We start from the raw sequence: 21,670 nt of genomic DNA, 5'->3' as shown, positions 1-21,670 counted from the left end.
CGGGAGAGGCGAGTCGGCGGGCGGGTGCGGTCCGCGTCAGGCGGTCACCGCGGGTCGCCCACCCGGTCCGGGCGCGGTGGCGCCGTCGCGGACCCGGGCAGGCGGAGCCGTACGGAGAGCAGGGCGGCCACCGCGGCGAAGGCGGCGCCGGTGAGCAGGGCCGCCGTGTGGCCGGTGGTCTCGGCGGCGAGCCCCGTTCCGGTACGGGCGGTGGTGGCCACGGCCACCAGGACGGCCAGGCCGAGTACCGAGCCGAACTGCTGGCTGGTGTTGACGAGTCCGGAGGCGAGCCCGGTCTCCTCGGCGGTGGCCTCTGCCGTGGCGGCCACATTGGTGGTGACCATGACCAGCGGCAGGGCGGCACCCAGGACGAGGCTGGGTGCGAGGACGGTGGTGAGGAAGGTGCCGTCGGCGCGCAGCGCCAGGGCGAGCCAGAGGGTGCCGGCGAACAGCAGCCCGAACCCGAGGGTCATGGTCCGGGTGACGCCGAGCCGGGTGATGATCCGGCCGGTTCGGGGTGCGACCGCGACCACCACAAGCGAGAGCGGCAGGAGGCCGAGGCCGCCGGTCAGCGGGGTGTGTTCGAGCACCCGCTGCAGATGGAGGCTGACCAGGAAGAACATCGGGAAGAGCGTCATCTGGGCGAGAGCGCTCAGGAGGTTGGCGCGGCGCAGCGCGGGCCGCCTCAGGACGGCCGGGGGGACGAGCGGCCGGGCGGCGCGCCGCTCCACCACGGCGAAGACGGCCAGCAGGACGAACCCGGCCGCGCCGGCGGCGAGCGTACGGACGCTCGTCCACCCGCTGTCGCCCGCGCCGACGAGCGCGAAGGCGAGCAGCGAGAGCCCACCGGTGGCGGTGAGCGCCCCGCCCAGGTCGAACCCGCCGGCGGCGCCGCGGCCCGGGGTTCCGCCCGCGAGGAGGCCCGGGCTTTCCCGGCCGGGCGGGTGCGGACGCGGCCCCTGCGCGGACCCCGCCGGACTCCGGCCACCCGGACCCACCTCCGCCGCCTCGTGGCGCGCAGCCGCCCTCCACGCCTGGCCGGGCAGGCCCGGGCGCGCGGCGGCGAGGACGCGGGGGGCCAGGGCGGCGAGGAGCAGGCCGAGGAGGACGTTGAGCCAGAAGGTGGAGCGCCAGCCGAGGAGGTTGGTGAGGACCCCGCCGAGGACGGTGCCCAGGACACCGCCGAGCCCGCCCATCGCGGCGAACGCTCCGAGCGCCTTGTGCCGGGCGGGGCCGTCGGGGAAGAGCAGGAGCAGGTGCGCGAACGCGGCGGCCGCGGCGAGCGCGGCGCCGACGCCCTGCGCGGCGCGTGCGGCGGTCAGCTCGGCCGCGCTGTGTGCGAGGCCGCCGGCCGCCGAGGCGGCGGCGAGCAGCAGGAGCCCGGCGGTGAACACCCTGCGGTGGCCGAGTAGGTCGGCCGCCCGGCCGCCGAGCAGCAGCAGTCCGCCGAAGGTGATCAGGTAGGCGTTGGCCACCCAGGACAGCCCGGCGGAGCCGGAGCCGAGGTCGTCGCCGATCGACGGCAGCGCGACGTTGACGAGCGCGGTGTCCATGATCAGCAGCAGCTGGGTGGTGGCGAGCAGCGCCGAGGCGGCGCGGAGGCCGGGGTTCATTGCCGCGGGCCCGTCTCCAGGCCGTAGCCGTCCAGGCAGGCCCGGGCCAGGCTCTCGCAGGCGTCGACGCCCTGCGTGGCCTGCTGGGTCAGGTAGACGTGCGGGGCGCCGTGGTAGAGGCGCTCGTACTGCTCGTGGCGGCCGGCGAACTCCGAACCGAGCGCGTCCCAGGCGAGCTTGAGGAGCTTGATCCGGTCCTCGGCGGGGCTGCCGGGTGCGCGCAGGTACGTACCGACGAGCGGCCCGAGCTCGGGGTGGAGCAGGTCCCGGCCGGAGGGGAGCTGGATGAGGCCGCCGCCGGCCAGGAGCCGGATCTCCTGGACGGCCTGGGGGTACACCTCGCCGGCCATGATGCGGTGGGCGAAGGAGATGTCCTGGCCGGGCGCGACGCCGCCGCGGCCGCCGTCGACCGGGGTGCAGGAGGCCTCGGCGGCGAGCACGAAGGCCTTGGCCTGGGCGACCTTGCCGAGGAGCCGGCCGATGGCCTGGGTGACGGGCGGCAGGTCGTAGGTGCCGTTCGCCTTGGCCAGCAGGATGGCGATGCCGGTGAGGAATTCGAGCTTGGTCCAGAAGCGGGCGGCGGCCTGGTGGCTGAGGTTGAGGTAGGCGGGGGTGTCCCACCACATCCGGAAGGTGACGTCCGGGTCGCGGTGGGCGAGCACGTTCTCCCAGGGCACGAAGACGTCGTCGCAGACGAGCAGCGCGTCGTTCTCGTCGAAGCGGGAGGAGAGCGGGTTGTCGAAGACGCTGCGGGCCGCGGCCTCGTAGGAGGTACGGGCGACGAGCCGCAGCCCGGGGGTGTCGACCGGGACGGAGAAGCAGACGGCCCGGTCGGTGTCGCCCGGGGCGAGCGGTTCGATGGTGCCGACGACGACCTCGTTGGCGAAGACTGCGGCGGTGCCGATCATCTTGGCGCCGCGGACCACGATCCCGCCGTCCTTCTCGGCGACGACCCGCACGACCGGATCGTCGTCCCCCGGGTGGGCGGACCCGGGGCGGGCGGTCGGCGGATTGGTGAGGGTGAAGGCGGCGAAGAGGTCGCCCTCGGCCAGCCTGCGGTGGTGGGCGAGGGCGTTCTCCGCGCCGTCGAACGCGTCGGTCGTGAAGACGTGGGGCACGGCGGCGAATCCGGCGGCGCCGCCCGCCATGCAGTCGGGGGTGCGGCCCAGGAAGCCGTAGCCGGCTTTGGCCCACACGCGGTACGCCTCGCGCCTGGCGACCAGGTCCTCGTACGAGCGGGGCACCGCGAACGCCCGGTGCGTGCCGTCCTCGGTAAGAACCGGGGTGTGCTCGGAGTCGTGCGCCAGGTCGTAGAGCCGGGCGATCGACGCCGCGGTGTTGCGGAAGGCCGGATGGCGGGTGATGTCCCCCACCCGCTCGCCGTCGAGCCAGATCTCCCGTTCGTCGCGCAGTGATTCCAGATAATCCCGTCCGGACCTCGTCACCAGTTCTCCTCATGCGTCACGGCCGCGCCCCGACGCAGAGCCTGTCCCCCCATGGCCACCTGCGGCAATGAACGTCCGTCCAGTGGTCCTTAAGAACCGGCCAGGCCGGGAGGAGCCGGGCAGGGTCGGCATATTCCGCTTGCGGTTTCGGACGGCGCTTGCGCAAGGCGCGCGTAGGGGCACGAACGGCAGGACGGGCTCAGGCGGCGCTGGCCGCCCCCGCCCGGTACTCCCCCGGCGTCTTGCCGAACCACTTGCGGAACGCCAGATGGAAGCCGACCGCGCTGCGGTAGCCGACCCGCTCGGGCACCGCGGACTGCGGTACCGAGGTCTCGCCGAGCAGCCGGGCCGCCTCCTGCATCCGCCGCCCCGTCAGATGCCGGGCCGGCGCCTCCCCGACGAGCGCCCGGAAGGCGGCGGTGAAGGCCGAGCGGGACATGCCGACCTCCCGGGCGAGGGACTCGATGGTCCACGGCTCGGCGTACCGGGTCGCGATCATCACCAGCGCGCGGCTGATGCCCGGGTGGCGCAGCACGGGCAGCGAGGCGGGGTTGTCGGTGAACTCGCGCAGCAGCGGGCGCAGGGCGAGGACGAGCGCCATCTCGAAGGCGCGCAGAGTGATGAGCCGGTCGCCGGGTCCGACGGGCCGGTCCGGGGAGGCGAGCAGCCGCAGGGTGTCGCGGAGCAGCGGCTCCCGGTCGACCTGTCCGCCGTCCAGGACCAGCGCCCAGGGCAGCGCCTGGTAGAGGCCGGTGGCGGCGCTGGCGTCGTAGTGGAGTCCGGCGCACAGGAGCCGGCTGGTGGGGCCGGTGCCTTCGATGCGGATCTCGCCGGAGGTGCCGGGCTGCCGTTCGGGCAGGACGGCCTTGAGGGGAACGCCCTGCCGGTCGGGCCGGTCGGAGAGGCGGTGGGCGGTGCCGGTGGGGAAGACGATGAGGTCGCCGGCGCGCAGTTCGAGGGGGGCCTGGCCGTCGCCGGAGATCCAGCAGCCGCCCTCGACGATGTAGTGGAGTACGGCGCAGCTCTGTTCGGCGTCGCCCTCGATGGCCCAGGGCGCGCTGACGTGCCAGCGGCTGTCGAAGACCCCCGTGAGCCTGAGCGGCTTCAGCAGCTCGCTGAGGAGGTCGTCACTGTCGGTTCCCGCGGTGTCCATGGACGATCCTTCAACTTCCGCCCCGGTTTGTTAATTGATCGGCCGAAGCCGCCGCGGCCAGCCTGAGAGAGCCGTGGAACGGCAGCAGTCACACCCTATCGAAGGGCACTTCAGACATATGTCCGATCAGTCCGAGCACACTCCGATGCGGGTCGCGGTCGTGGGGGCGACCGGCTATCAGGGCGGGGCCGTGGCCCGTCTGCTGAGCGAGCGGAACCACCGGATCCGTACGCTGACCCGCCGCCCGGACGGCGACCGGCCGCCACTGCCCGATCTCGAATTCGTCGCCGGCGATCTGGCCGACGCGGAGGACGTACGCCTCCTCTTCGCGGGCGCGACGCACGCCTCCGTGACGATGCCGCTGGTGTACGAGCCGGAGCGGGTGCGCCGCTACGCCCTGAACATCGCGCAGGCGGCCCTGGAGGCGGGTGTCGCCCGGTTCGTCTACAACGCCAACACCCGCATCCCGAAGGATCCGACGCGCCTGCCCGCGTTCGAGACCAGGCGCATCGCGGAGGAGGTCTTCCGCTCCGCCGGGCTGCCGCTGGTGGTGCTGCGCCCGCCGGTCTACCTGGACAACCTCTTCAGCCCGTGGAACGGGCCGGCCCTCGTCAACGACGGAGTCCTCGCCTACCCCCTGCCCGCGACCACGCCCACGGCCTGGCTCTCCCACCGCGACCTGGCGCGGGCGACGCTGGCCGCGCTCACCGGCCAGGGCCTCGAAGGCCGTACGTTCGACATCGGCGGCGCCCGCGCCCTGACCGGCGACGAACTCGCCCAGGCCTTCTCCCAGGGGCTCGGGCGCGCGGTCCGCTACCTCCCGCTGCTGCCGGAGGAGTTCGAGCGCAGCCTCGCCCGGCTCCTCGGCCCGGCCACGGCGGCCGGCGTGTCGGGCATCTACCACCACATGGCCACGGCGGCTGACCCACTGCTGATGGACGGTGACGGCGGACTGTCGCTCGGCGAGTTGGGCCTGCGCCCCGCGCCGGTGGACGAGTGGGTGACCCGCCAGCCGTGGCAGGTGTGGTCGAACAACACGGAGGAGCAGAACGCGGGGGCGTGATCCGGACAAGATCCGGCCGGGTCCAGAGGCTCCCAAGGGGGCTCGTTGCGGTGGGCGGGGTGGTGGGACGGTGGTCCCGCGCCCCGCCTTCCGGCTGTCGGGAGGCGGGAAATCAACCCCGGTGAACCCCCCGCACACCCCCGATGGCTTGTGCGCCCCCCTACCTCCTAGTAGTTAACACAGCGGCGGATTGCCGCGCCGAAAAGCGGGGCAGGGCTCCCCGGGTACGCACTCTCGAGTGCACGCCGCAGACGCGTCGCCGAATCGGCGTGCATCCGCCGTAGACCCGCTATCCGAGTGAACGCGGACAGGAGCGGCCATGCCCGCAGCCCGCCAGTCGTCGACGGAGCAGCTACAAAGAGCGCACCCGCACCCGATTGAGCAACCCCCAGGTGATGCCGTGAACTCGCAAATTGGCCGTATTCCCGTGCTTGACGTACGACCTCTGGTCGACTGCGGGCGCCGGCCCGCAAAGGCGGTGACAGGGGAGGCGTTCCAGGTGACCGCCACCGTGTTCCGTGAAGGGCAGGACGCGGTCGCCGCCAACGTCGTGCTGCGCGATCCGTCCGGCCGCCCCGGGCCCTGGACCCCGATGCGGGAGCTGGCGCCGGGGACCGACCGCTGGGGAGCCGAGGTGACCCCGGACGCGGTCGGCCGCTGGACGTACACCGTGGAGGCGTGGAGCGATCCGGTGGCCACCTGGCGCGCCCACGCCCGTATCAAGATCCCCGCCCGGATCGACACCGAGCTGGTCCTCGCCGAGGGGGCCGAGCTGCATGAGCGGGCCGCCGCGGGCGTGCCGAAGAAGGAGGGCCGCGAGACCGTTCTCGCCGTCGTGGACGCGCTGCGCGACGAGCGGCGCTCGGCCCGCCAGCGGCTCAGGGCGGCCCTTTCGCCGCAGGTGGCCGCGGTGCTCGACCGTTTCCCCTTGCGTGAACTGGTCAGCCAGAGCCCGGCGTTGCCGTTGCTCGTGGAGCGCGAACGGGCGCTGTTCGGCTCGTGGTACGAGTTCTTCCCGCGCTCCGAGGGGGCCCGGCTGCGCAAGCGCGGCGGCCCCGTCCCCGGCACGTTCCGTACGGCCGCGGAGCGGCTGCCGGCCATCGCCGCCATGGGCTTCGACGTGATCTATCTGCCGCCCATCCACCCCATCGGTACCACCCACCGCAAGGGCCCCAACAACGCGCTGAAGGCGGGCCGGTACGACGTCGGCGTGCCGTGGGCCATCGGCTCCCACGAGGGCGGCCACGACGCCGTCCACCCCGGCCTCGGCACCATCGAGGACTTCGACGCCTTCGTCGAACGCGCCCGCGAACTGCGCCTGGAAGTCGCCCTGGACTTCGCCCTCCAGTGCTCCCCGGACCACCCCTGGGTGCAGAAGCATCCGGAATGGTTCCACCACCGCGCCGACGGCACGATCGCGTACGCCGAGAATCCCCCGAAGAAGTACCAGGACATCTATCCGATCGCGTTCGACAAGGACATGACGGGAATCGTCCAGGAGACCGTGCGCATTCTGCGGCACTGGATGGACCACGGCGTCCGGATCTTCCGGGTCGACAATCCGCACACGAAGCCGGTGGTGTTCTGGGAAAAGGTGCTCGGGGAGATCAACCGCACGGATCCCGACGTCATTTTCCTCGCCGAGGCGTTCACCCGTCCCGCGATGATGCACACCCTCGGCGCGATCGGCTTCCAGCAGTCGTACACCTACTTCACCTGGCGTAACACCAAGCACGAGGTGACCGAGTACCTGACCGAGCTGTCCGGGGACGCCGCGGCCCACATGCGGCCGAACCTCTTCGTGAACACCCCCGACATCCTGCACGCCTACCTCCAGCACGGCGGCCGCCCGGCGTTCGAGGTGCGCGCCGTGCTCGCCGCCACCCTCTCGCCGACCTGGGGCGTCTACGCGGGCTACGAACTGTGCGAGAACACCCCGCTGCGCGAGGGCAGCGAGGAGTACCTGGACTCGGAGAAGTACCAACTGAGGCCGCGCGACTGGGAGTCGGCCGAGCGCGAGGGCCGCTCGATCGCCCCGCTGGTCACCACCCTCAACCGGCTCAGGCGCCGCCACCCGGCCCTGCGCACGCTGCGCTCGCTGCGCTTCCACGCCACGGACAACGACGCCCTCATCGCGTACAGCAAGCGGTCGGGCTCGAACACCGTTCTGGTAGTCGCAAACCTCGACCCTCACCACACCCAGGAGGCCACGGTCTCGTTGGACATGCCGGAGCTCGGCCTCGACTGGTCCGACTCCTTCCCGGTGCGCGACGAGCTCACCGGCGAGACCTACCACTGGGGCAGGGCCAACTATGTGCGCCTCGAGCCTGGCGTCGCGCCTGCGCACATCCTCACCCTGCGACCGTCCCCGCCGATCGGAGGGTCACCCACATCATGATCGTCAACGAACCCGTCCCCGACACCTTCGAGGACACCCCCGCCAAGGACCGCGATCCCGACTGGTTCAAGCGCGCCGTCTTCTACGAGGTGCTGGTCCGCTCCTTCCAGGACAGCAACGGCGACGGGGTGGGTGATCTCAAGGGCATCACCGCCAAACTGGACTACCTCCAGTGGCTCGGGGTGGACTGCCTGTGGCTGCCGCCGTTCTTCAAGTCGCCGCTGCGCGACGGCGGTTACGACGTCGCCGACTACACCTCCGTACTGCCCGAGTTCGGCGACCTGGCCGACTTCGTGGAGTTCGTCGACGCCGCCCACCAGCGCGGCATGCGCGTGATCATCGACTTCGTGATGAACCACACCAGCGACCAGCACCCGTGGTTCCAGGAGTCCCGCGCCAACCCCGACGGGCCGTACGGCGACTACTACGTCTGGGCCGACGACGACAAGCAGTACGAGGACGCGCGGATCATCTTCGTCGACACCGAGACCTCCAACTGGACCTTCGACCCGGTCCGCAAGCAGTACTACTGGCACCGCTTCTTCTCCCACCAGCCCGACCTCAACTACGAGAACCCGGCGGTGCGCGAGGAGATCCTCTCCGCGCTGCGCTTCTGGCTCGACCTGGGCATCGACGGCTTCCGGCTGGACGCGGTCCCGTACCTGTACCAGGAGGAGGGGACCAACTGCGAGAACCTCCCGGCTACACACGAGTTCCTCAAGCGGGTACGCAAGGAGATCGACGCGCACTACCCGGACACCGTGCTCCTCGCCGAGGCCAACCAGTGGCCGGAGGACGTCGTCGACTACTTCGGCGACTTCGCCAGCGGCGGCGACGAGTGCCACATGGCCTTCCACTTCCCGGTGATGCCCCGCATCTTCATGGCCGTCCGCCGCGAGTCCCGCTACCCGGTCTCCGAAATCCTGGCCAAGACCCCGGCGATCCCGGCGGGCTGCCAGTGGGGCATCTTCCTGCGCAACCACGACGAGCTGACCCTCGAGATGGTCACCGACGAAGAGCGCGACTACATGTACGCGGAGTACGCCAAGGACCCGCGGATGCGCGCCAACATCGGCATCCGGCGGCGGCTGGCCTCGCTGCTCGACAACGACCGCAACCAGATGGAGCTGTTCACCGCGCTGCTCCTCTCGCTGCCCGGCTCCCCGGTCCTGTACTACGGCGACGAGATCGGGATGGGCGACAACATCTGGCTCGGCGACCGGGACGCGGTACGGACCCCTATGCAGTGGACGCCGGACCGCAACGCCGGCTTCTCCTCCTGCGACCCCGGCCGGCTCTACCTGCCGACCATCATGGACCCGGTCTACGGCTATCAGGTCACCAACGTCGAGGCGGGCATGGCCTCGCCGTCGTCGCTGCTGCACTGGACCCGGCGGATGATCCAGATCCGCAAGCAGAACAAGGCCTTCGGGCTCGGTTCGTACACCGAACTCCCCTCGTCCAATCCGGCGGTGCTCGCCTTCCTGCGCGAGTACGGCGACGACCTGGTGCTGTGCGTGAACAACTTCTCGCGATTCGCACAGCCGACGGAGCTCGACCTGCGGGAGTTCAACGGGCTGCATCCGGTGGAGCTGCTCGGCGGGGTGCGATTCCCGGCCATCGGCGAGTGGCCCTACCTGCTGACTCTTGCCGGTCACGGCTTCTACTGGTTCCGTCTGCGACAGGACACGAAGTCGAGTTGAGCCGGAGTTCACCCGTACTGCCCAGGGTGAGGCGGTTTCCGTCGCCCCGCCCTGGGCAGTGTGACCCACAACACTTCGTCTGGTCCATCCGGACCTTCTTGTCGGGCCCATCCGGTTCTTCCCCGCCCGACACGTCCCGCACAGCCGGACAGTCAAGCCGCAATCCGGGACACTCTGCGCATTCCGAGTCGAGCTGCGCCCGGGGAAAGGACGCGACGCCATGCCGGAGACCGCTTCCACCACCCGGGCCCCGGCCGCCCTCCTTCCGTCACTCGCGCCGCTGCTGCGCGAATGGCTGCCCCGGCAGCGCTGGTTCGCGGGAAAGGGCAGGCCGGTCACCGGCTTCTCCCTCGTCTCGGCGACCGAACTGCTGCCGCTGGACGGAACCGGCCCAGGTCTGCTGCATCTCCTCGTCCGGGTCGAACAGCCGGACCACACCGCGCGCCCGGCGCCGGACTGCTACCAACTGCTCCTCGGCGTACGGACCGCGGTGCCGCCACGGCTGGGGCCGGCGATGATCGGCCGGGTCCGCCAGGGCCCGCTGGCCGGCCGTGCGGTCTACGAGGGGCTGTGCGACCCGCGCCTGGCCGATCTGCTCCTTGAGCGGCTGCGCACACCGGGCTCGCTCGGACCGCTGCGTTTCGAGGGGACCGCCGACCTGCCGGCCGCGCTCGCCCCCCGGCTGCTCGACCGAGAGCAGTCCAACTCCTCGCTGGTGTACGGCGATGCGTACATCCTGAAGATTTTCCGCCGGATCGGCCCGGGCGCCAACCCGGATCTGGAACTGCCGCTCGCGCTGACCGGCGCCGGCTGCCGGCGGGTGCCCGCCCCGGTCGCCTGGTTCGAGACCGGCGAGGGCCCGCAGGCGAGCACGCTCGGGGTGCTCCAGCCCTATCTGCGGGGCTCCCGGGACGGCTGGCGGCTGGCGCTGGAGGCGCTGGCTGCGGGCCGCGAGTTCACGGCCGAGGCGCACGCGCTTGGCCGGGCGACCGCGGAGGTGCACACGGCGCTGGCCGCGGCGCTGCCGACCCGGAGCCTGCGCGGTGCGGGCACGTCGGAGCTGGTGGCCGCGATGGTCGAGCGGCTGGAGACGGCCGCGCAGGCGGTCCCGGCGCTCGTGCCGTACGTCCCGGGTCTGCGGAAGGTGTTCGAGGCGGCGGCCGGGCCGGATGTCCCGGCGGGCGGCTGGCGCGCCCAGCGCGTCCACGGCGACCTGCACCTGGGCCAGACGCTGTGCACCGCGGACGGCGCCTGGTCGGTCATCGACTTCGAGGGCGAGCCCGCCCAGCCGCTGGCCGAGCGGTGCCGCCCGCATCCGCCGGTGCGGGACGTGGCGGGGATGCTGCGCTCCTTCGACTACGCGGCCCGCACGCACCAGCCGTGGAACGCGGCCTGGGCGGCGCGCTGCCGTGACGCGTACTGCGCCGGGTACGCCGAGGCGTCGGGCACGGACCCTCGCTCCGAACCGGCACTGCTGCGTGCCTACGAGACGGACAAGGCGGTCTACGAGGTCGTCTACGAGGCCCGGCACCGCCCCGACTGGCTGCCGGTCCCGATGGCGGCGATCCAACGCCTGTCCGGTCGATCCTGACCACCCGCCCAACCACAACCGCATACGCCCACCCCGACCGCCTCCACGGCGCGCGACCGCCTCGGCGAGTGAGCCGAAGGGGCGCGCGGGCGCCGAAAGGGAGAACGCGCGCAGGCTGCGAGGAACGAGCAGCCGAGCACGATCGACCGTCGGCGCACGCTCGAAGCGCCCCGGTGGGGGTCCCCCCGGCGAAGCCAGGGGGAGAACCGAGCCCCAAAAAAGAAGGAGCCTCTGCCTGTGACCCCCCGTCAGCCGTCGCGAAAGACCGCCCGTCCGGTGTCGGACGAGGAGTTGTCCGCGCCTGTGGTGCCGCCGCCCGCCAAGGAGCCGGCGAAGGAACCGGCGAAGAAGGCTCCGGCGAGAAGGACCGCCACGAAGACGGCGGCCGCCCGTACGCCCGCGCCTCGTAAGAACGGCAGCCGGGGTGTGCGGCCGGCGCCACCCCTGGACGAGGCCGACCGGGGCCGGCTGCTGGCGGGTGAGCATCACGACCCGCATGCCCTGCTCGGCGCCCATGTGGTGCGCGGCGGGGTGGTCTTCCGGGTGCTGCGGCCGTACGCGACCGAGGTCACCGTGGTCGCCAAGGGGTTGCGGGCGGAGCTGTTCGAGGACGGCGACGGGCTGTTCTCGGGGCTGTTGCCGCTGCGGAAGGTGCCGGACTACGAGCTGCTCGTGCGCTACGACGGCGACGAGATCCCGATGCGGGATCCGTACCGTTTCCTGCCCGCGCTGGGTGATCTGGATCTGTATCTGATCGGCGAGGGCCGGCACGAGGAGCTGTGGACGGCGCTCGGGGCCCGGCGGATGCGTCATCAGGGGGTCGAGGGGACCCGGTTCACGGTGTGGGCGCCCAACGCGCGCGGGGTGCGGCTCGCCGGGGACTTCAACTACTGGGACGGCACGGGGCTGCCGTTGCGCTCGCTGGGCGCCAGTGGGGTGTGGGAGCTGTTCGTGCCCGGGATCGAGGAGGGCACTCGGTACAAGTTCGACATCACCCGGCCGGACGGAAGCCATACGCTGCGGGCCGATCCGATGGCCCGGCGCACGGAGTGCCCGCCGGACACCGCGTCGATCGTGACCGAGTCGCGCCATGAGTGGCAGGACGGCCAGTGGATGGCCGGGCGGGGCGCCCGGCCGCACCACGAGGCGCCGATCTCGGTGTACGAGGTGCATCTGCCGTCGTGGCGCCCGGGCCTGAGCTATCGCCAACTGGCCGAGCAGCTGCCCGCGTACGTCCGCGATCTGGGCTTCACCCATGTCGAGTTCATGCCGGTCGCGGAGCATCCCTTCGGCGGCTCGTGGGGGTATCAGGTCACCGGCTTCTACGCCCCGACGGCCCGGATGGGCACGCCCGACGACTTCAAGTTCCTGATCGACGCGCTGCACCAGGCCGGTATCGGCGTCCTGATGGACTGGGTGCCGGCACACTTCCCGCGCGACGACTGGGCGCTGGCGGAGTTCGACGGGCGTCCGCTGTACGAGCACGAGGACTGGCGCCGGTCGGCGCACCCGGACTGGGGGACGCTGGAGTTCGACTACGGCCGTAAGGAGGTGCGGAACTTCCTCGTCGCGAACGCGGTGTACTGGTGCCAGGAGTTCCACATCGACGGGCTGCGGGTGGACGCGGTGGCCTCCATGCTCTATCTGGACTACTCCCGTGAGGACGGGCAGTGGGCGCCGAACGAGCACGGCGGCCGGGAGAATCTGGACGCGGTCCGTTTCCTGCAGGAGATGAACGCGACCGTCTACCGCCGCTGCCCCGGTGTCATCACCTTCGCCGAGGAGTCGACGGCCTGGGACGGCGTGACCCGGGCGACGGACCAGGTCGGTCCGGGCGGCTTCGGCGGGCTCGGCTTCGGCATGAAGTGGAACATGGGCTGGATGCACGACTCCCTCGACTACGTGGCGAAGGACCCGGTGCACCGCAAGTACCACCACAACGAGATGACCTTCTCGATGGTGTACGCGTACAGCGAGAACTACATCCTGCCGATCTCGCACGACGAGGTGGTGCACGGCAAGCAGGCGCTGGTGTCGAAGATGCCCGGCGACTGGTGGCAGCGGCGCGCCAACCACCGCGCCTACCTGGGCTTCATGTGGGCCCACCCGGGCAAGCAACTCCTCTTCATGGGGCAGGAGTTCGCGCAGGGTGCCGAGTGGTCGGCCGATCACGGCCCGGAGTGGTGGCTGCTGGACGACTCGTACCACTCGGCGGGCGACCACCGGGGCGTACGGGACCTGGTCCGCGACCTGAACACGGTGTACACGGCGACGCCGGCGCTGTGGGAGCGGGACACCCGCCCGGAGGGCTTCTCGTGGGTCGCGGGCGACGCGGCGGAGGACAACGTCTTCGCGTTCCTTCGGTACGACGCCGACGGCTCGCCGCTGCTGGCGGTCTGCAACTTCTCGCCGGTGGTCCGAAACGACTACCGGCTCGGCGTGCCGGAGCAGGTCGCGGCGTGGACGGAGGTGCTGAACACGGACGCGGCGCGGTACGGCGGCAGCGACGTGGTGGGCACGGACCCGGTGAAGACCGAGTCCGTGCCGTGGAACGGCCGCCCGGCGAGCATCCGGACGACGCTGGCGCCGCTGGCGACGGTCTGGCTCAGGCCCGCCTGACGACCCCGAGGCGCTGGGTCGCCCGGGTCAGCGCCACGTAGAGGTCGTTGATCCCGTGTGCGGCCCCGGACTCGATCGCGTCCGGGTCGACGACCAGGACCGTGTCGAATTCGAGGCCTTTGGCCTGGCGGGGGTCGAGCAGCACCACGGGGCGGGTCAGATCCGGGACCCGCCCGTGGGCCGCGTCCGGGAGCGCGGCGATCAGCGCCGGATGGAGCGCGGCGGGGGCGATGACCGCGAGCCTGCCCTCGGCGGGGAGTTCGTCGCCGACCGCGCGTACGGTCTCCGCCACCACGTCGTCCACGGTCCGCTCCCAGGGCTTCACGCCCGTGGAGCGGACCGAGCTCGGCGGCTCGAAGGCGGGGTCGTGGGCGCGACGGACCTCCGCCGCCACCTCCATGATCTCGGCGGGGGTGCGGTAGTTGACCCCGAGGCGTACGAGCTCCCAGCGGTCCTGGACGTACGGGGCGAGGATCCGCTCCCAGGAGCCGACACCGGCGGAGTCGCCGGTCTGGGCCGGGTCGCCGACGAGGGTCATCGAGCGGCTGGGGGTGCGGCGCATCAGCAGCCGCCAGGCCATCGCGGAGAGCTCCTGGGCCTCGTCGACGATGATGTGGCCGAAGGCCCAGGTCCGGTCGGCGGCGGCGCGTTCGGCGGCGCTGCGGTGGTCGGCCTCCTCGTGCCGTTCGGCGAACCGTTCGGCGTCGATGATGTCGTGCGCGGAGAGGACCTCGGAGGCGTCCTTGTCCTGTTCCTCCTTGTCCTCGAACTCGTAGGTACGGGAGGCGTACGACACGTCGAGGACGCCCTGGGCGTAGGCGATCTGCTGCTGGCGTTCGGCCTCCTCGCGGGCGCGGGCGGCGGAGTCGTCCTCGCCGAGGAGTTCGGCGGCCTCGTCGAGCAGGGCGACGTCGGCGGCGGTCCAGGGCCCGCCTTCGCGGCGGATGGCGGCGGCGTCCTCGTCGTCGAGGTGGGTGGGGTCGGCGAGGTAGTCGGTGAGGAACTCCTCGGGGGTGAGCGGGGGCCAGAGCGTGTCGATGGCGGCGTGCACGGCGGGGTTGGTCGCGACGCCCTTGGCGAGCAGGGCGATGTCGTCGGGGCCGAGGAAGTTGGGGCCGCCGTAGGGGTCGGCGCCGATCCGGTCGGCGAGCTGCTCGGCGAGGGCGTCGAGGAGCCGGAAGACGAAGTGCGGCCGGGCGAGGTTGTGCGGCAGGTCGGTCTCGCGGGCCTTGTGGCGGGCTTCGAGGGCCATGTCCCAGTCGAGGATCAGGTCGCCGTCGTCGTGCTCCACGATCAGCGGGGCGCCCCGCTCGGGGACCTGCTGGCGGTCGCGTACGGCCTGGGCCAGGGCGTCGGCCATGGCGGCGGAGCCCTTGACGGCTGCGGCGCGCGGGGTGTCGGTGCCGGTGGCCCGTACGCCGGGGAAGAGCTCGCCGGGGGTGGCGAGGAGCACCCCGGTCTCACCGAGGGAGGGCAGCACCTGTCCGATGTAGCCGAGGAAGGCGGGGTTGGGGCCGACGATCAGCACGGCCCGTTTGGCGAGCTGCTCGCGGTGGGCGTAGAGGAGGTACGCGGCGCGGTGCAGGGCGACGGCGGTCTTGCCGGTGCCGGGGCCGCCCTCGACGACGAGGACCCCGCGGTGCGGGGAGCGGATGATGGTGTCCTGCTCGGCCTGGATGGTCTGGACGATGTCGTGCATCCGCCCGGTGCGCGCGGCGTCGAGCGCGGCGAGGAGCACCTCGTCGGCGTCGCGGCTCTCGTGTCCGGTGCGGGTGGTGTCCTCCAGGTCGAGCACCTCGTCGTGGAGGGCGGTGACGTCCCGGCCGTGGGTGGTGATGTGCCGCCGCCGGCGCAGGCCCATGGGGGTGTGGCCGGTGGCGAGGTAGAACGGCCGGGCGACCTCGGCCCGCCAGTCGACGACGAGCGGGGTGCGGTGGGCGTCGTCCTCGCGGATGCCGATGCGCCCGATGTGGTGGTCCCGCCCGTCGCGGAAGACGAGCCGCCCGAAGCACAGGCCGGTCTCCCCCGCGTTGTAGGCGGCGAGCAGCCCGGACTGCTCGGCGACGAGCACGTCCCGCTCCAGCCGGGCCTGAAGGGTGGACCCGCCGACCTTGAGCGCCGCGGCCATGGCGCTCTCGGCCTGCTCCCTCAGGTGGTCGAGTCGCGCATAGAGCTCAGTGATGAATTGCTGCTCTTCCCGAAATTGCTCGGTTGACAATTCGACTCCCACCGCGATACAGTGCCTTTAATGAACTTCCCTGTTACTTCTCCATGGCTTTGATGGATGAAGACACAGGAACTATTCAATATACGCGCTGCATTGCCCTGGCTGTCAATTCGAGCCGGGGCTTTTTCATGTACGGCGGGGCGTGGTCACGGCGGGCCCGAATCAGCCCAGCACATCCTCCAGGTCCTGTCGCAGCCGGCGCTTGGGACGGGCGCCCACCAGCGACTTCACCGGCTCGCCCGCCTGGAACACCATCAGGGTCGGGGTCGCGAGGACGCCGTAGCGGACCGTGATCTCCGGGTTGTTGTCCACATCCACCTCGACGACCTTCAGCCGGTCGCCCTCCTCGGTGGCGAGTGCGGCGAGGACCGGCTTCAGCTGACGGCACGGGCCGCACCAGTCCGCCGTGAATTTCACCAGTACGGGACGGTCCGCGCCCAGTACCTCCGCGTCGAATGTCTCCTGCGTCACCACATCGACGTCCGCGCTTACGTTCATGTTTCCCGCTCTCCCAGTTCGCACAGTGGTTGGGGGCCGCCGGGCTGCTCCGCCTCGGCCCGCAGGAGCTGCGCGCCCACCTGGGCGCGGATCTCCTGGAGCCGGTCGATGAGGCCGTCCAGCTCGGCGATTTTGCGCCGGTAGACGGCGAGCGAGGCCGGGCAGGTGTCACCCGCCGGATGGCCGGCCCGCAGACAGTCGACGAACGGCCTGGTCTCCTCCAGCTCGAACCCGAAGTCCTGAAGGGTCCGGATCTGCTGGAGGAGCCTGAGGTCGTGCTCGTCGTAGGTGCGGTGCCCGTTCTCCGTACGCCGCGCGGGCAGCAGCCCACGGGACTCGTAGTACCGCAGAGTCCGCGTGGTGGTGCCCGCCCGCTCGGCCAGCTCGCCTATGCGCATGTCCCCGAACGTACGCCTTGACGTCGACGTCAAGGCAAGCGTCGGTCGGGGAATCAGGCGCTGGCCCGCAGCAGCGGCAGCACCTGTTCCTCCTCGTACGCGAAGTGGGTCTCCAGCTCCGCGGCGAGCCGGTCGAACTCCCCGCGCAGCCGCTCGGGGTCCGCGTCGTCGAGACGGGCGAGGAGCTCCTGGAGTTCACCGAGGATCCGCGCCACCGTGCCGTGTTCCCGCTGGAGGCGGTCGAAGGCGTCGGCCTTGTCGGGGAATTCCCGGGTCAGGTACGGGAAGAGGCCCGCGTCTTCCCCGCCGTGGTGGACGGCCATCGCCGAACAGAAGGTCAGGCAGTGCTTGCGCAGCTCCACGGTGAGGACGGGAGTGGTGCGGGCGCCGAGCCCCCCCGCGCAGGGCGGCCAGTTCGCCGCGGAGCCAGTCGTGGATCGCGACCAGCTCGTCGGCGAGTGCGTCGAGCCTGGTCGGCGGGGTGTAGGTGTCCTCGGGGAGGCGGTAGAGCGCCACGACCGGGAGGATCCGGTCGGTGCCCTTCTGGTAGTCGGCGTAGCCGGGGGCCACCGCGACGACCTTGGCGAAGAGCGCGTCCCGCTCCTCGCCGGTCGCGGCCACGGCGGTGGCCTGCCAGGTCTCGGTGCCGGTCTCGACCGTGACCGTGGGGTTCACGAGGATGTTGCGGTACCAGTCCGGGTGCCGGTCGGAGCCGCCGGCCGAGCCGACCACCAGCAGCCGGTCGCCGTCCTCGACGAAACCGAGCGGGGTGGTGTGTTCCCGGCCGGAACGGGCGCCGGTGGTGGTGAGGAGAAGAAGCACCCATCCCGCGAAGGGACCGCCGAGGACGCCGGCGTTGGTGCGGAAGTCGGAAATGATGTTGTCGTTGAAGCCGAGAGGCAAGAGCCGTCCCTACTGCCGTCGAGCCTCCATGCCTCCGCTTTCCAGCGCGGACCGGCACGCGACGCGACCCGGATATGACAACCCGGTCCGCGTCGGCCTGTCAAGGATCAATTCCCGGAGGGAAGCAGGGGTTTGCGTTCGACCGGCGACGACAGCACGATCGAGGTGGTGGTGCGGCCGAGGGCCGAGGTCTGCTCCAGGATCTCCTCCAGGTGGATCGTGTCGGTCACGGCGACCTTGAGGATCCAGCAGTCCTCGCCGACCACGTGGTGGACCTCGACGATCTCGGGACGGGCGGTCAGCTCCAGGGTCCTGGGGTGCTTCAGGTTGTAGCCGGCGTGCGGGTTGACGCGGATGAACGCCTGGATGCCGTAGCCGAGCCGGGCGGGCGAGACATGCGCTCCGTAGCCGGTGATGGCCCCGCACGCCTCCAGGCGGCGGACGCGTTCGGTGACCGCCGCCGGGCTGAGCCGGACGCGCCGTCCGAGCTCGCTCAGCTTGATGCGGCCGTCGCGCTGGACCAGCTCCAGGATCTGCCGGTCCACCGGGTCGAAGGCGGCCGCCGAGGTTTCGGTGGCGGCGGGCCGCAGATGCCGTGGTTCTTTCGGTGCGGCGGCCTGGACTCCCATGTTTCCCCCTTCAGATGACGGTCCGACAACGTAACACTTGGCCTCTCGCGCAAAGGAGTTGGGATTCATGGACGTTCTGGTCATCGGCGGAAGCCGCTATTTCGGCAAGCGGTTGATCGCCCGGCTGCAGGCCGCCGGGCACCGCGTGACGGTGCTCAATCGCGGTTCTTCTCCCGCCCCGGAAGGGGCTTTCCATGTGATTGCCGACCGGAATGACGAGACGTCCTTGCGGACCGCGCTCGACGGCCGCTCTTTTGACGCCGTGGTGGACCAGGTCTGCTACACACCGCGCCAGGCACTCGTCGCACGCCGCGTTCTCGGCCCCCTGACGAAGCGCTATGTGATGACCTCGACCGTGGAGGTGTACGAGTACGAGGACTCCTTGGCACCCGTGCCCGAAGAGGCCGTCGATCCGCGCACGGTCACGGTCGACACCGGCCTGCCCTGGGACGATCCCCAATTCGCCGAGGCGCACTACGGCGAGGGGAAGCGGCAGGCCGAGGCGGTCTTCGCGGCGGATCCGGAATTCCCGTACACGGCGGTGCGGGTCGCCCACGTGCTGGGCGGCGAGGACGATTTCACCGGCCGCGTCGGGCATTACGCGGACCGGATCCGGGCCGGTGAGCCGATCGCCGTCCCGGCCGTGAACCACCCCGCCACCTATGTGTACGTCGAGGAGATCGCCGCATTCCTCGCCTGGGCGGTGGAGCGGGAATTCACCGGCCCCGTCAACGCGCATTCCCACGGCACGCTGACCACGGCCGAGATCTGCGCGGAGATCGAGAAGCTGGTGGGCGGCCGGACCGTGTTCCGGGAGGTGGAGGTCGGCGAGGTCTCGCCGTTCTCCTTCGCCCGCTCGTACGCGATGGACAACTCCCGGGCGACCAGGTTCGGTTACTCGTTCCGGCATGTCGCGCAGTGGCTGCCGCAGGCGCTCTCGGAGACCGTGCGATGAGGTACCGCCGGCTGGGAGACCTTCAGGTGAGCGCGATCGGTCTCGGCACGATGCCGCTGTCGATCGAGGGGCGTCCCGACGAGGCGCGGGCGCTCGCCACCGTGCATGCCGCGCTGGACGCGGGCGTGACCCTGCTGGACACGGCCGACTCGTACCACCCGCCGGGTGGCGAGCCGGGCGCGGGCGAGCTGCTGGTCGCCCGGGCGCTGGCGGCGTACGGCGGCGACCGGGACGCGGTCCTGGTCGCCACCAAGGGTGGCCGGGGCCGCACCGCCGACGGCGGCTGGAGCGTCGACGGGCGCCCGGAGCACCTGCGCCGGGCGGCGCGGGCGTCACTGAAGCGGCTGGGCGTGGCGGCGATCGGCCTCTACCAGCTGCACAAGCCGGACCCGCACGTGCCGTACGCGGAGTCGCTCGGGGCGGTCCGCGAGCTCCTCGACGCGGGTGTGGTCCGGCTCGCCGGGATCTCCAACGTGGACGCGGACCAGATCCGGCTGGCCCGGGACGTGCTGGGCGACCGGCTGGTCTCCGTACAGAACCGCTACTCCCCCGAGGCCCAAGGCAGCGAGGCCGAGCTGCGGCTGTGCACGGAACTCGGCCTCACCTTCCTGCCCTGGAGTCCGCTGGGCGGGATCTCCCGCAGCTCCCTCGACGGCGCCTCCGCGCAGGAGGCGGACCCGCGGTTCGGGGCGTTCCACCGGGTGGCGCGGGAGCGCGGAGTGAGCCCCCAGCAGACCGCACTGGCCTGGCTCCTCGCCCGCTCCCCCGTGGTGGTGCCGATCCCTGGCGCGAGCCGTCCGGAGACGGCCCGCGCCTCGGCGGCCGCGGCCGACCTGACTCTGGGGGAAGAGGAGTTGGCGCTCCTTGACGGGGCCGGCGGCTAGCGGCGTACGGGCTCAGGCGAAGTCGGCGGCGATTCCGTACCCGACGGCGGTCCCCCGGCCGCGCGAGGGGCTCGGCGGCCGGGGGGCGGCGGGTCAGACCCTGGCCGGGAGTTCGTCGCGCTGTTCCGGGACGTCCGAGGGGGCGGGGGCGTGGTCGTCGACCAGGGTCTTCTCGTCGAACGGCACCCGGCCGGCCAGGACGTCGGCGGCGCGCGCCTTGTCGATCTCCTTGGTCCACGTGCCGACCAGGACGGTCGCCACCGCGTTGCCCGCGAAGTTGGTCAGGGCGCGGGCCTCGCTCATGAAGCGGTCGATGCCGACGATCAGGCCGACGCCGTCGACGAGTTCGGGGCGGTGCGACTGGAGGCCACCCGCGAGCGTGGCCAGTCCCGCCCCGGTGACGCCCGCCGCGCCCTTCGACGCGATGATCATGAAGACGAGGAGCGAGATCTGCTCGGCGATGGAGAGCGGGTTGCCCATCGCCTCGGCGACGAAGAGCGAGGCCATCGTCAGGTAGATCGCGGTGCCGTCCAGGTTGAAGGAGTAGCCGGTGGGGACGGTGATGCCGACGACGGGCTTGCTGACGCCCATGTGCTCCATCTTCGCGATCAGCCGGGGCAGCGCGGACTCCGAGGAGGAGGTGGAGAGGATCAGCAGGAACTCCCGGCCCAGGTACTTCAGCAGGGTGAAGATGTTGATGCCCGCGATCAGCTTGAGCAGGGCGCCGAGGACGACGAAGACGAAGAGCGCGCAGGTGACATAGAAGCCGATCATGATGACGGCGAGCGACTTCAGCGCGTCGAGGCCGGTCTCGCCGACCACTGCCGCTATGGCGCCGAACGCGCCCACCGGGGCCGCCCACATGATCATGCCGAGGATGCGGAAGACCAGCCGCTGGATGTGCCCGATGCCGCGCAGGACCGGCTCACCGGCCGCGCCCATCGCCTGCAGTGCGAAGCCCGCGAGCAGGGCGACCAGCAGGGTCTGCAGGACCTCGCCCTCGGTGAAGGCGGAGACCAGCGTCTTGGGGATGATCCCAAGGAGGAAGTCGGTGGTGCTCTCGCTGGCGCCGGACGCCTGCTTCTCGCCGGCCGCCGCCACCTCCTTCGTCAGCTGGAGACCGGAGCCGGGCTCCAGGAGGTTGCCGACGAGCAGGCCGATGGCGAGGGCGACGGTCGACATCACCATGAAGTAGCCGAGTGCCAGGCCGCCGACCGCGCCGACCTTGGCGGCCTTGCGGACCGACCCCACGCCGAGCACGATCGTGCAGAAGATGATCGGCGAGATCATCATTTTGATGAGATTCACGAACCCGGTGCCGAGCGGCTTGAGCTCGACGGCCACGCCGGGTGCGACGAAACCGACGCCGATGCCGAGGATGACGGCGGCGATGACGGCCAGATAGAGATAGTGGGTACGGTCCCGGCGTGCGGCCACGGGATCCTCCTCGTCCAGGGGAAATGTCTACGTCCCGTAGACCCCGCGACTATCCATCACCCCTGTGACGGCGGTCACCCTTGCGTTCCTTTCGTTCACACGATTCCGGAACACAATTGCGTCACGCAGTCCCTGGGCAATTCCGCCGTACATT

General features: G+C 71.4%; 16 protein-coding genes and 1 pseudogene. 7 read left to right on the top strand and 10 right to left on the bottom strand.

Annotated elements, in window-relative coordinates; genetic code table 11:
* Positions 1-44: 44 nt before the first annotated feature.
* The 3 genes from IEZ01_RS14570 to IEZ01_RS14560 form a co-directional block, all read right to left on the bottom strand.
* A complete protein-coding gene (locus IEZ01_RS14570; RefSeq protein ID WP_189201979.1) occupies positions 45-1,613 on the bottom strand; it encodes an MFS transporter in 1,569 nt (522 codons plus the stop codon).
* A complete protein-coding gene (locus tag IEZ01_RS14565) occupies positions 1,610-3,058 on the bottom strand; it encodes a 4-hydroxyphenylacetate 3-hydroxylase family protein (protein WP_189201977.1) in 1,449 nt (482 codons plus the stop codon). The genes IEZ01_RS14570 and IEZ01_RS14565 overlap by 4 nt, the downstream gene beginning before the upstream one ends.
* A 199-nt stretch (positions 3,059-3,257) precedes the next feature.
* A complete protein-coding gene (locus IEZ01_RS14560) occupies positions 3,258-4,211 on the bottom strand; it encodes an AraC family transcriptional regulator (protein WP_019889584.1) in 954 nt (317 codons plus the stop codon).
* 118 nt (positions 4,212-4,329) lie between these two features.
* Here IEZ01_RS14560 and IEZ01_RS14555 point away from each other — a divergent pair, with 118 nt between their 5' ends.
* The 5 genes from IEZ01_RS14555 to glgB all read left to right on the top strand — a co-directional run bounded on the left by IEZ01_RS14555 (position 4,330) and on the right by glgB (position 13,585).
* Positions 4,330-5,274, top strand: a complete 945-nt coding sequence (locus IEZ01_RS14555) for an SDR family oxidoreductase (RefSeq protein ID WP_019889583.1) — start codon at positions 4,330-4,332, stop codon at positions 5,272-5,274.
* A 319-nt stretch (positions 5,275-5,593) separates the two neighbouring features.
* Positions 5,594-7,672: an alpha-1,4-glucan--maltose-1-phosphate maltosyltransferase gene (locus tag IEZ01_RS14550; protein ID WP_078513414.1), complete on the top strand. Its 2,079-nt coding sequence runs from the start codon at positions 5,594-5,596 to the stop codon at positions 7,670-7,672.
* Complete coding sequence (gene treS, locus IEZ01_RS14545) at positions 7,669-9,375, top strand: maltose alpha-D-glucosyltransferase (protein WP_019889581.1); 1,707 nt, start codon at positions 7,669-7,671, stop codon at positions 9,373-9,375. Before IEZ01_RS14550 ends, treS begins: the two co-directional genes overlap by 4 nt.
* 220 nt (positions 9,376-9,595) lie before the next feature.
* Positions 9,596-10,966, top strand: coding sequence for a maltokinase N-terminal cap-like domain-containing protein (locus tag IEZ01_RS14540; RefSeq protein WP_019889580.1), 1,371 nt, complete (start codon positions 9,596-9,598; stop codon positions 10,964-10,966).
* Positions 10,967-11,269: 303 nt separating this feature from the next.
* Complete coding sequence (glgB, locus tag IEZ01_RS14535) at positions 11,270-13,585, top strand: 1,4-alpha-glucan branching enzyme (RefSeq protein WP_019889579.1); 2,316 nt, start codon at positions 11,270-11,272, stop codon at positions 13,583-13,585.
* On the opposite strand, the gene IEZ01_RS14530 is transcribed toward glgB, so the two are convergent.
* The 6 genes and pseudogenes from IEZ01_RS14530 to IEZ01_RS14510 form a co-directional block, all read right to left on the bottom strand.
* Entirely contained in the window at positions 13,572-15,803 is a 2,232-nt protein-coding gene (locus tag IEZ01_RS14530; RefSeq protein WP_189201975.1) for a HelD family protein, read from the bottom strand. The two genes, glgB and IEZ01_RS14530, sit on opposite strands and share 14 nt — an antisense overlap.
* Before the next feature lie 171 nt (positions 15,804-15,974).
* Positions 15,975-16,310 carry a thioredoxin gene (trxA, locus tag IEZ01_RS14525; RefSeq protein WP_019889577.1) on the bottom strand — a complete coding sequence of 112 codons (336 nt, stop codon included), beginning with the start codon at positions 16,308-16,310 and terminating at the stop codon, positions 15,975-15,977.
* Positions 16,307-16,708: a MerR family transcriptional regulator gene (locus IEZ01_RS14520; RefSeq protein WP_019889575.1), complete on the bottom strand. Its 402-nt coding sequence runs from the start codon at positions 16,706-16,708 to the stop codon at positions 16,307-16,309. Before IEZ01_RS14520 ends, trxA begins: the two co-directional genes overlap by 4 nt.
* A 53-nt stretch (positions 16,709-16,761) precedes the next feature.
* Positions 16,762-17,070, bottom strand: coding sequence for a hemerythrin domain-containing protein (locus tag IEZ01_RS35875; protein WP_308427170.1), 309 nt, complete (start codon positions 17,068-17,070; stop codon positions 16,762-16,764).
* Positions 17,071-17,275: 205 nt separating this feature from the next.
* A pseudogene (locus IEZ01_RS35870) lies at positions 17,276-17,530 on the bottom strand (nitroreductase/quinone reductase family protein); the annotation flags it as partial.
* Positions 17,531-17,718: 188 nt separating this feature from the next.
* A complete protein-coding gene (locus IEZ01_RS14510; RefSeq protein ID WP_019889572.1) occupies positions 17,719-18,240 on the bottom strand; it encodes an Lrp/AsnC family transcriptional regulator in 522 nt (173 codons plus the stop codon).
* A 67-nt stretch (positions 18,241-18,307) separates the two neighbouring features.
* Here IEZ01_RS14510 and IEZ01_RS14505 point away from each other — a divergent pair, with 67 nt between their 5' ends.
* Both IEZ01_RS14505 and IEZ01_RS14500 read left to right on the top strand, forming a co-directional pair.
* Entirely contained in the window at positions 18,308-19,195 is an 888-nt protein-coding gene (locus tag IEZ01_RS14505; protein WP_019889571.1) for an NAD-dependent epimerase/dehydratase family protein, read from the top strand.
* The gene (locus tag IEZ01_RS14500) at positions 19,192-20,079 is read left to right on the top strand and encodes an aldo/keto reductase (protein ID WP_019889570.1); all 888 of its coding nucleotides are present in this window, start codon (positions 19,192-19,194) and stop codon (positions 20,077-20,079) included. Before IEZ01_RS14505 ends, IEZ01_RS14500 begins: the two co-directional genes overlap by 4 nt.
* A gap of 93 nt (positions 20,080-20,172) precedes the next feature.
* Here IEZ01_RS14500 and IEZ01_RS14495 read toward each other — a convergent pair whose 3' ends face one another.
* Entirely contained in the window at positions 20,173-21,516 is a 1,344-nt protein-coding gene (locus IEZ01_RS14495; protein ID WP_019889569.1) for a cation:dicarboxylate symporter family transporter, read from the bottom strand.
* Between the last annotated feature and the right edge of the window lie 154 nt (positions 21,517-21,670).

This window comes from Streptomyces purpureus (assembly GCF_014648195.1).
GTDB classification, from domain to species: Bacteria; Actinomycetota; Actinomycetes; order Streptomycetales; family Streptomycetaceae; genus Streptomyces; species Streptomyces purpureus.
This window is presented reverse-complemented; position numbering and strand designations above follow the sequence as displayed.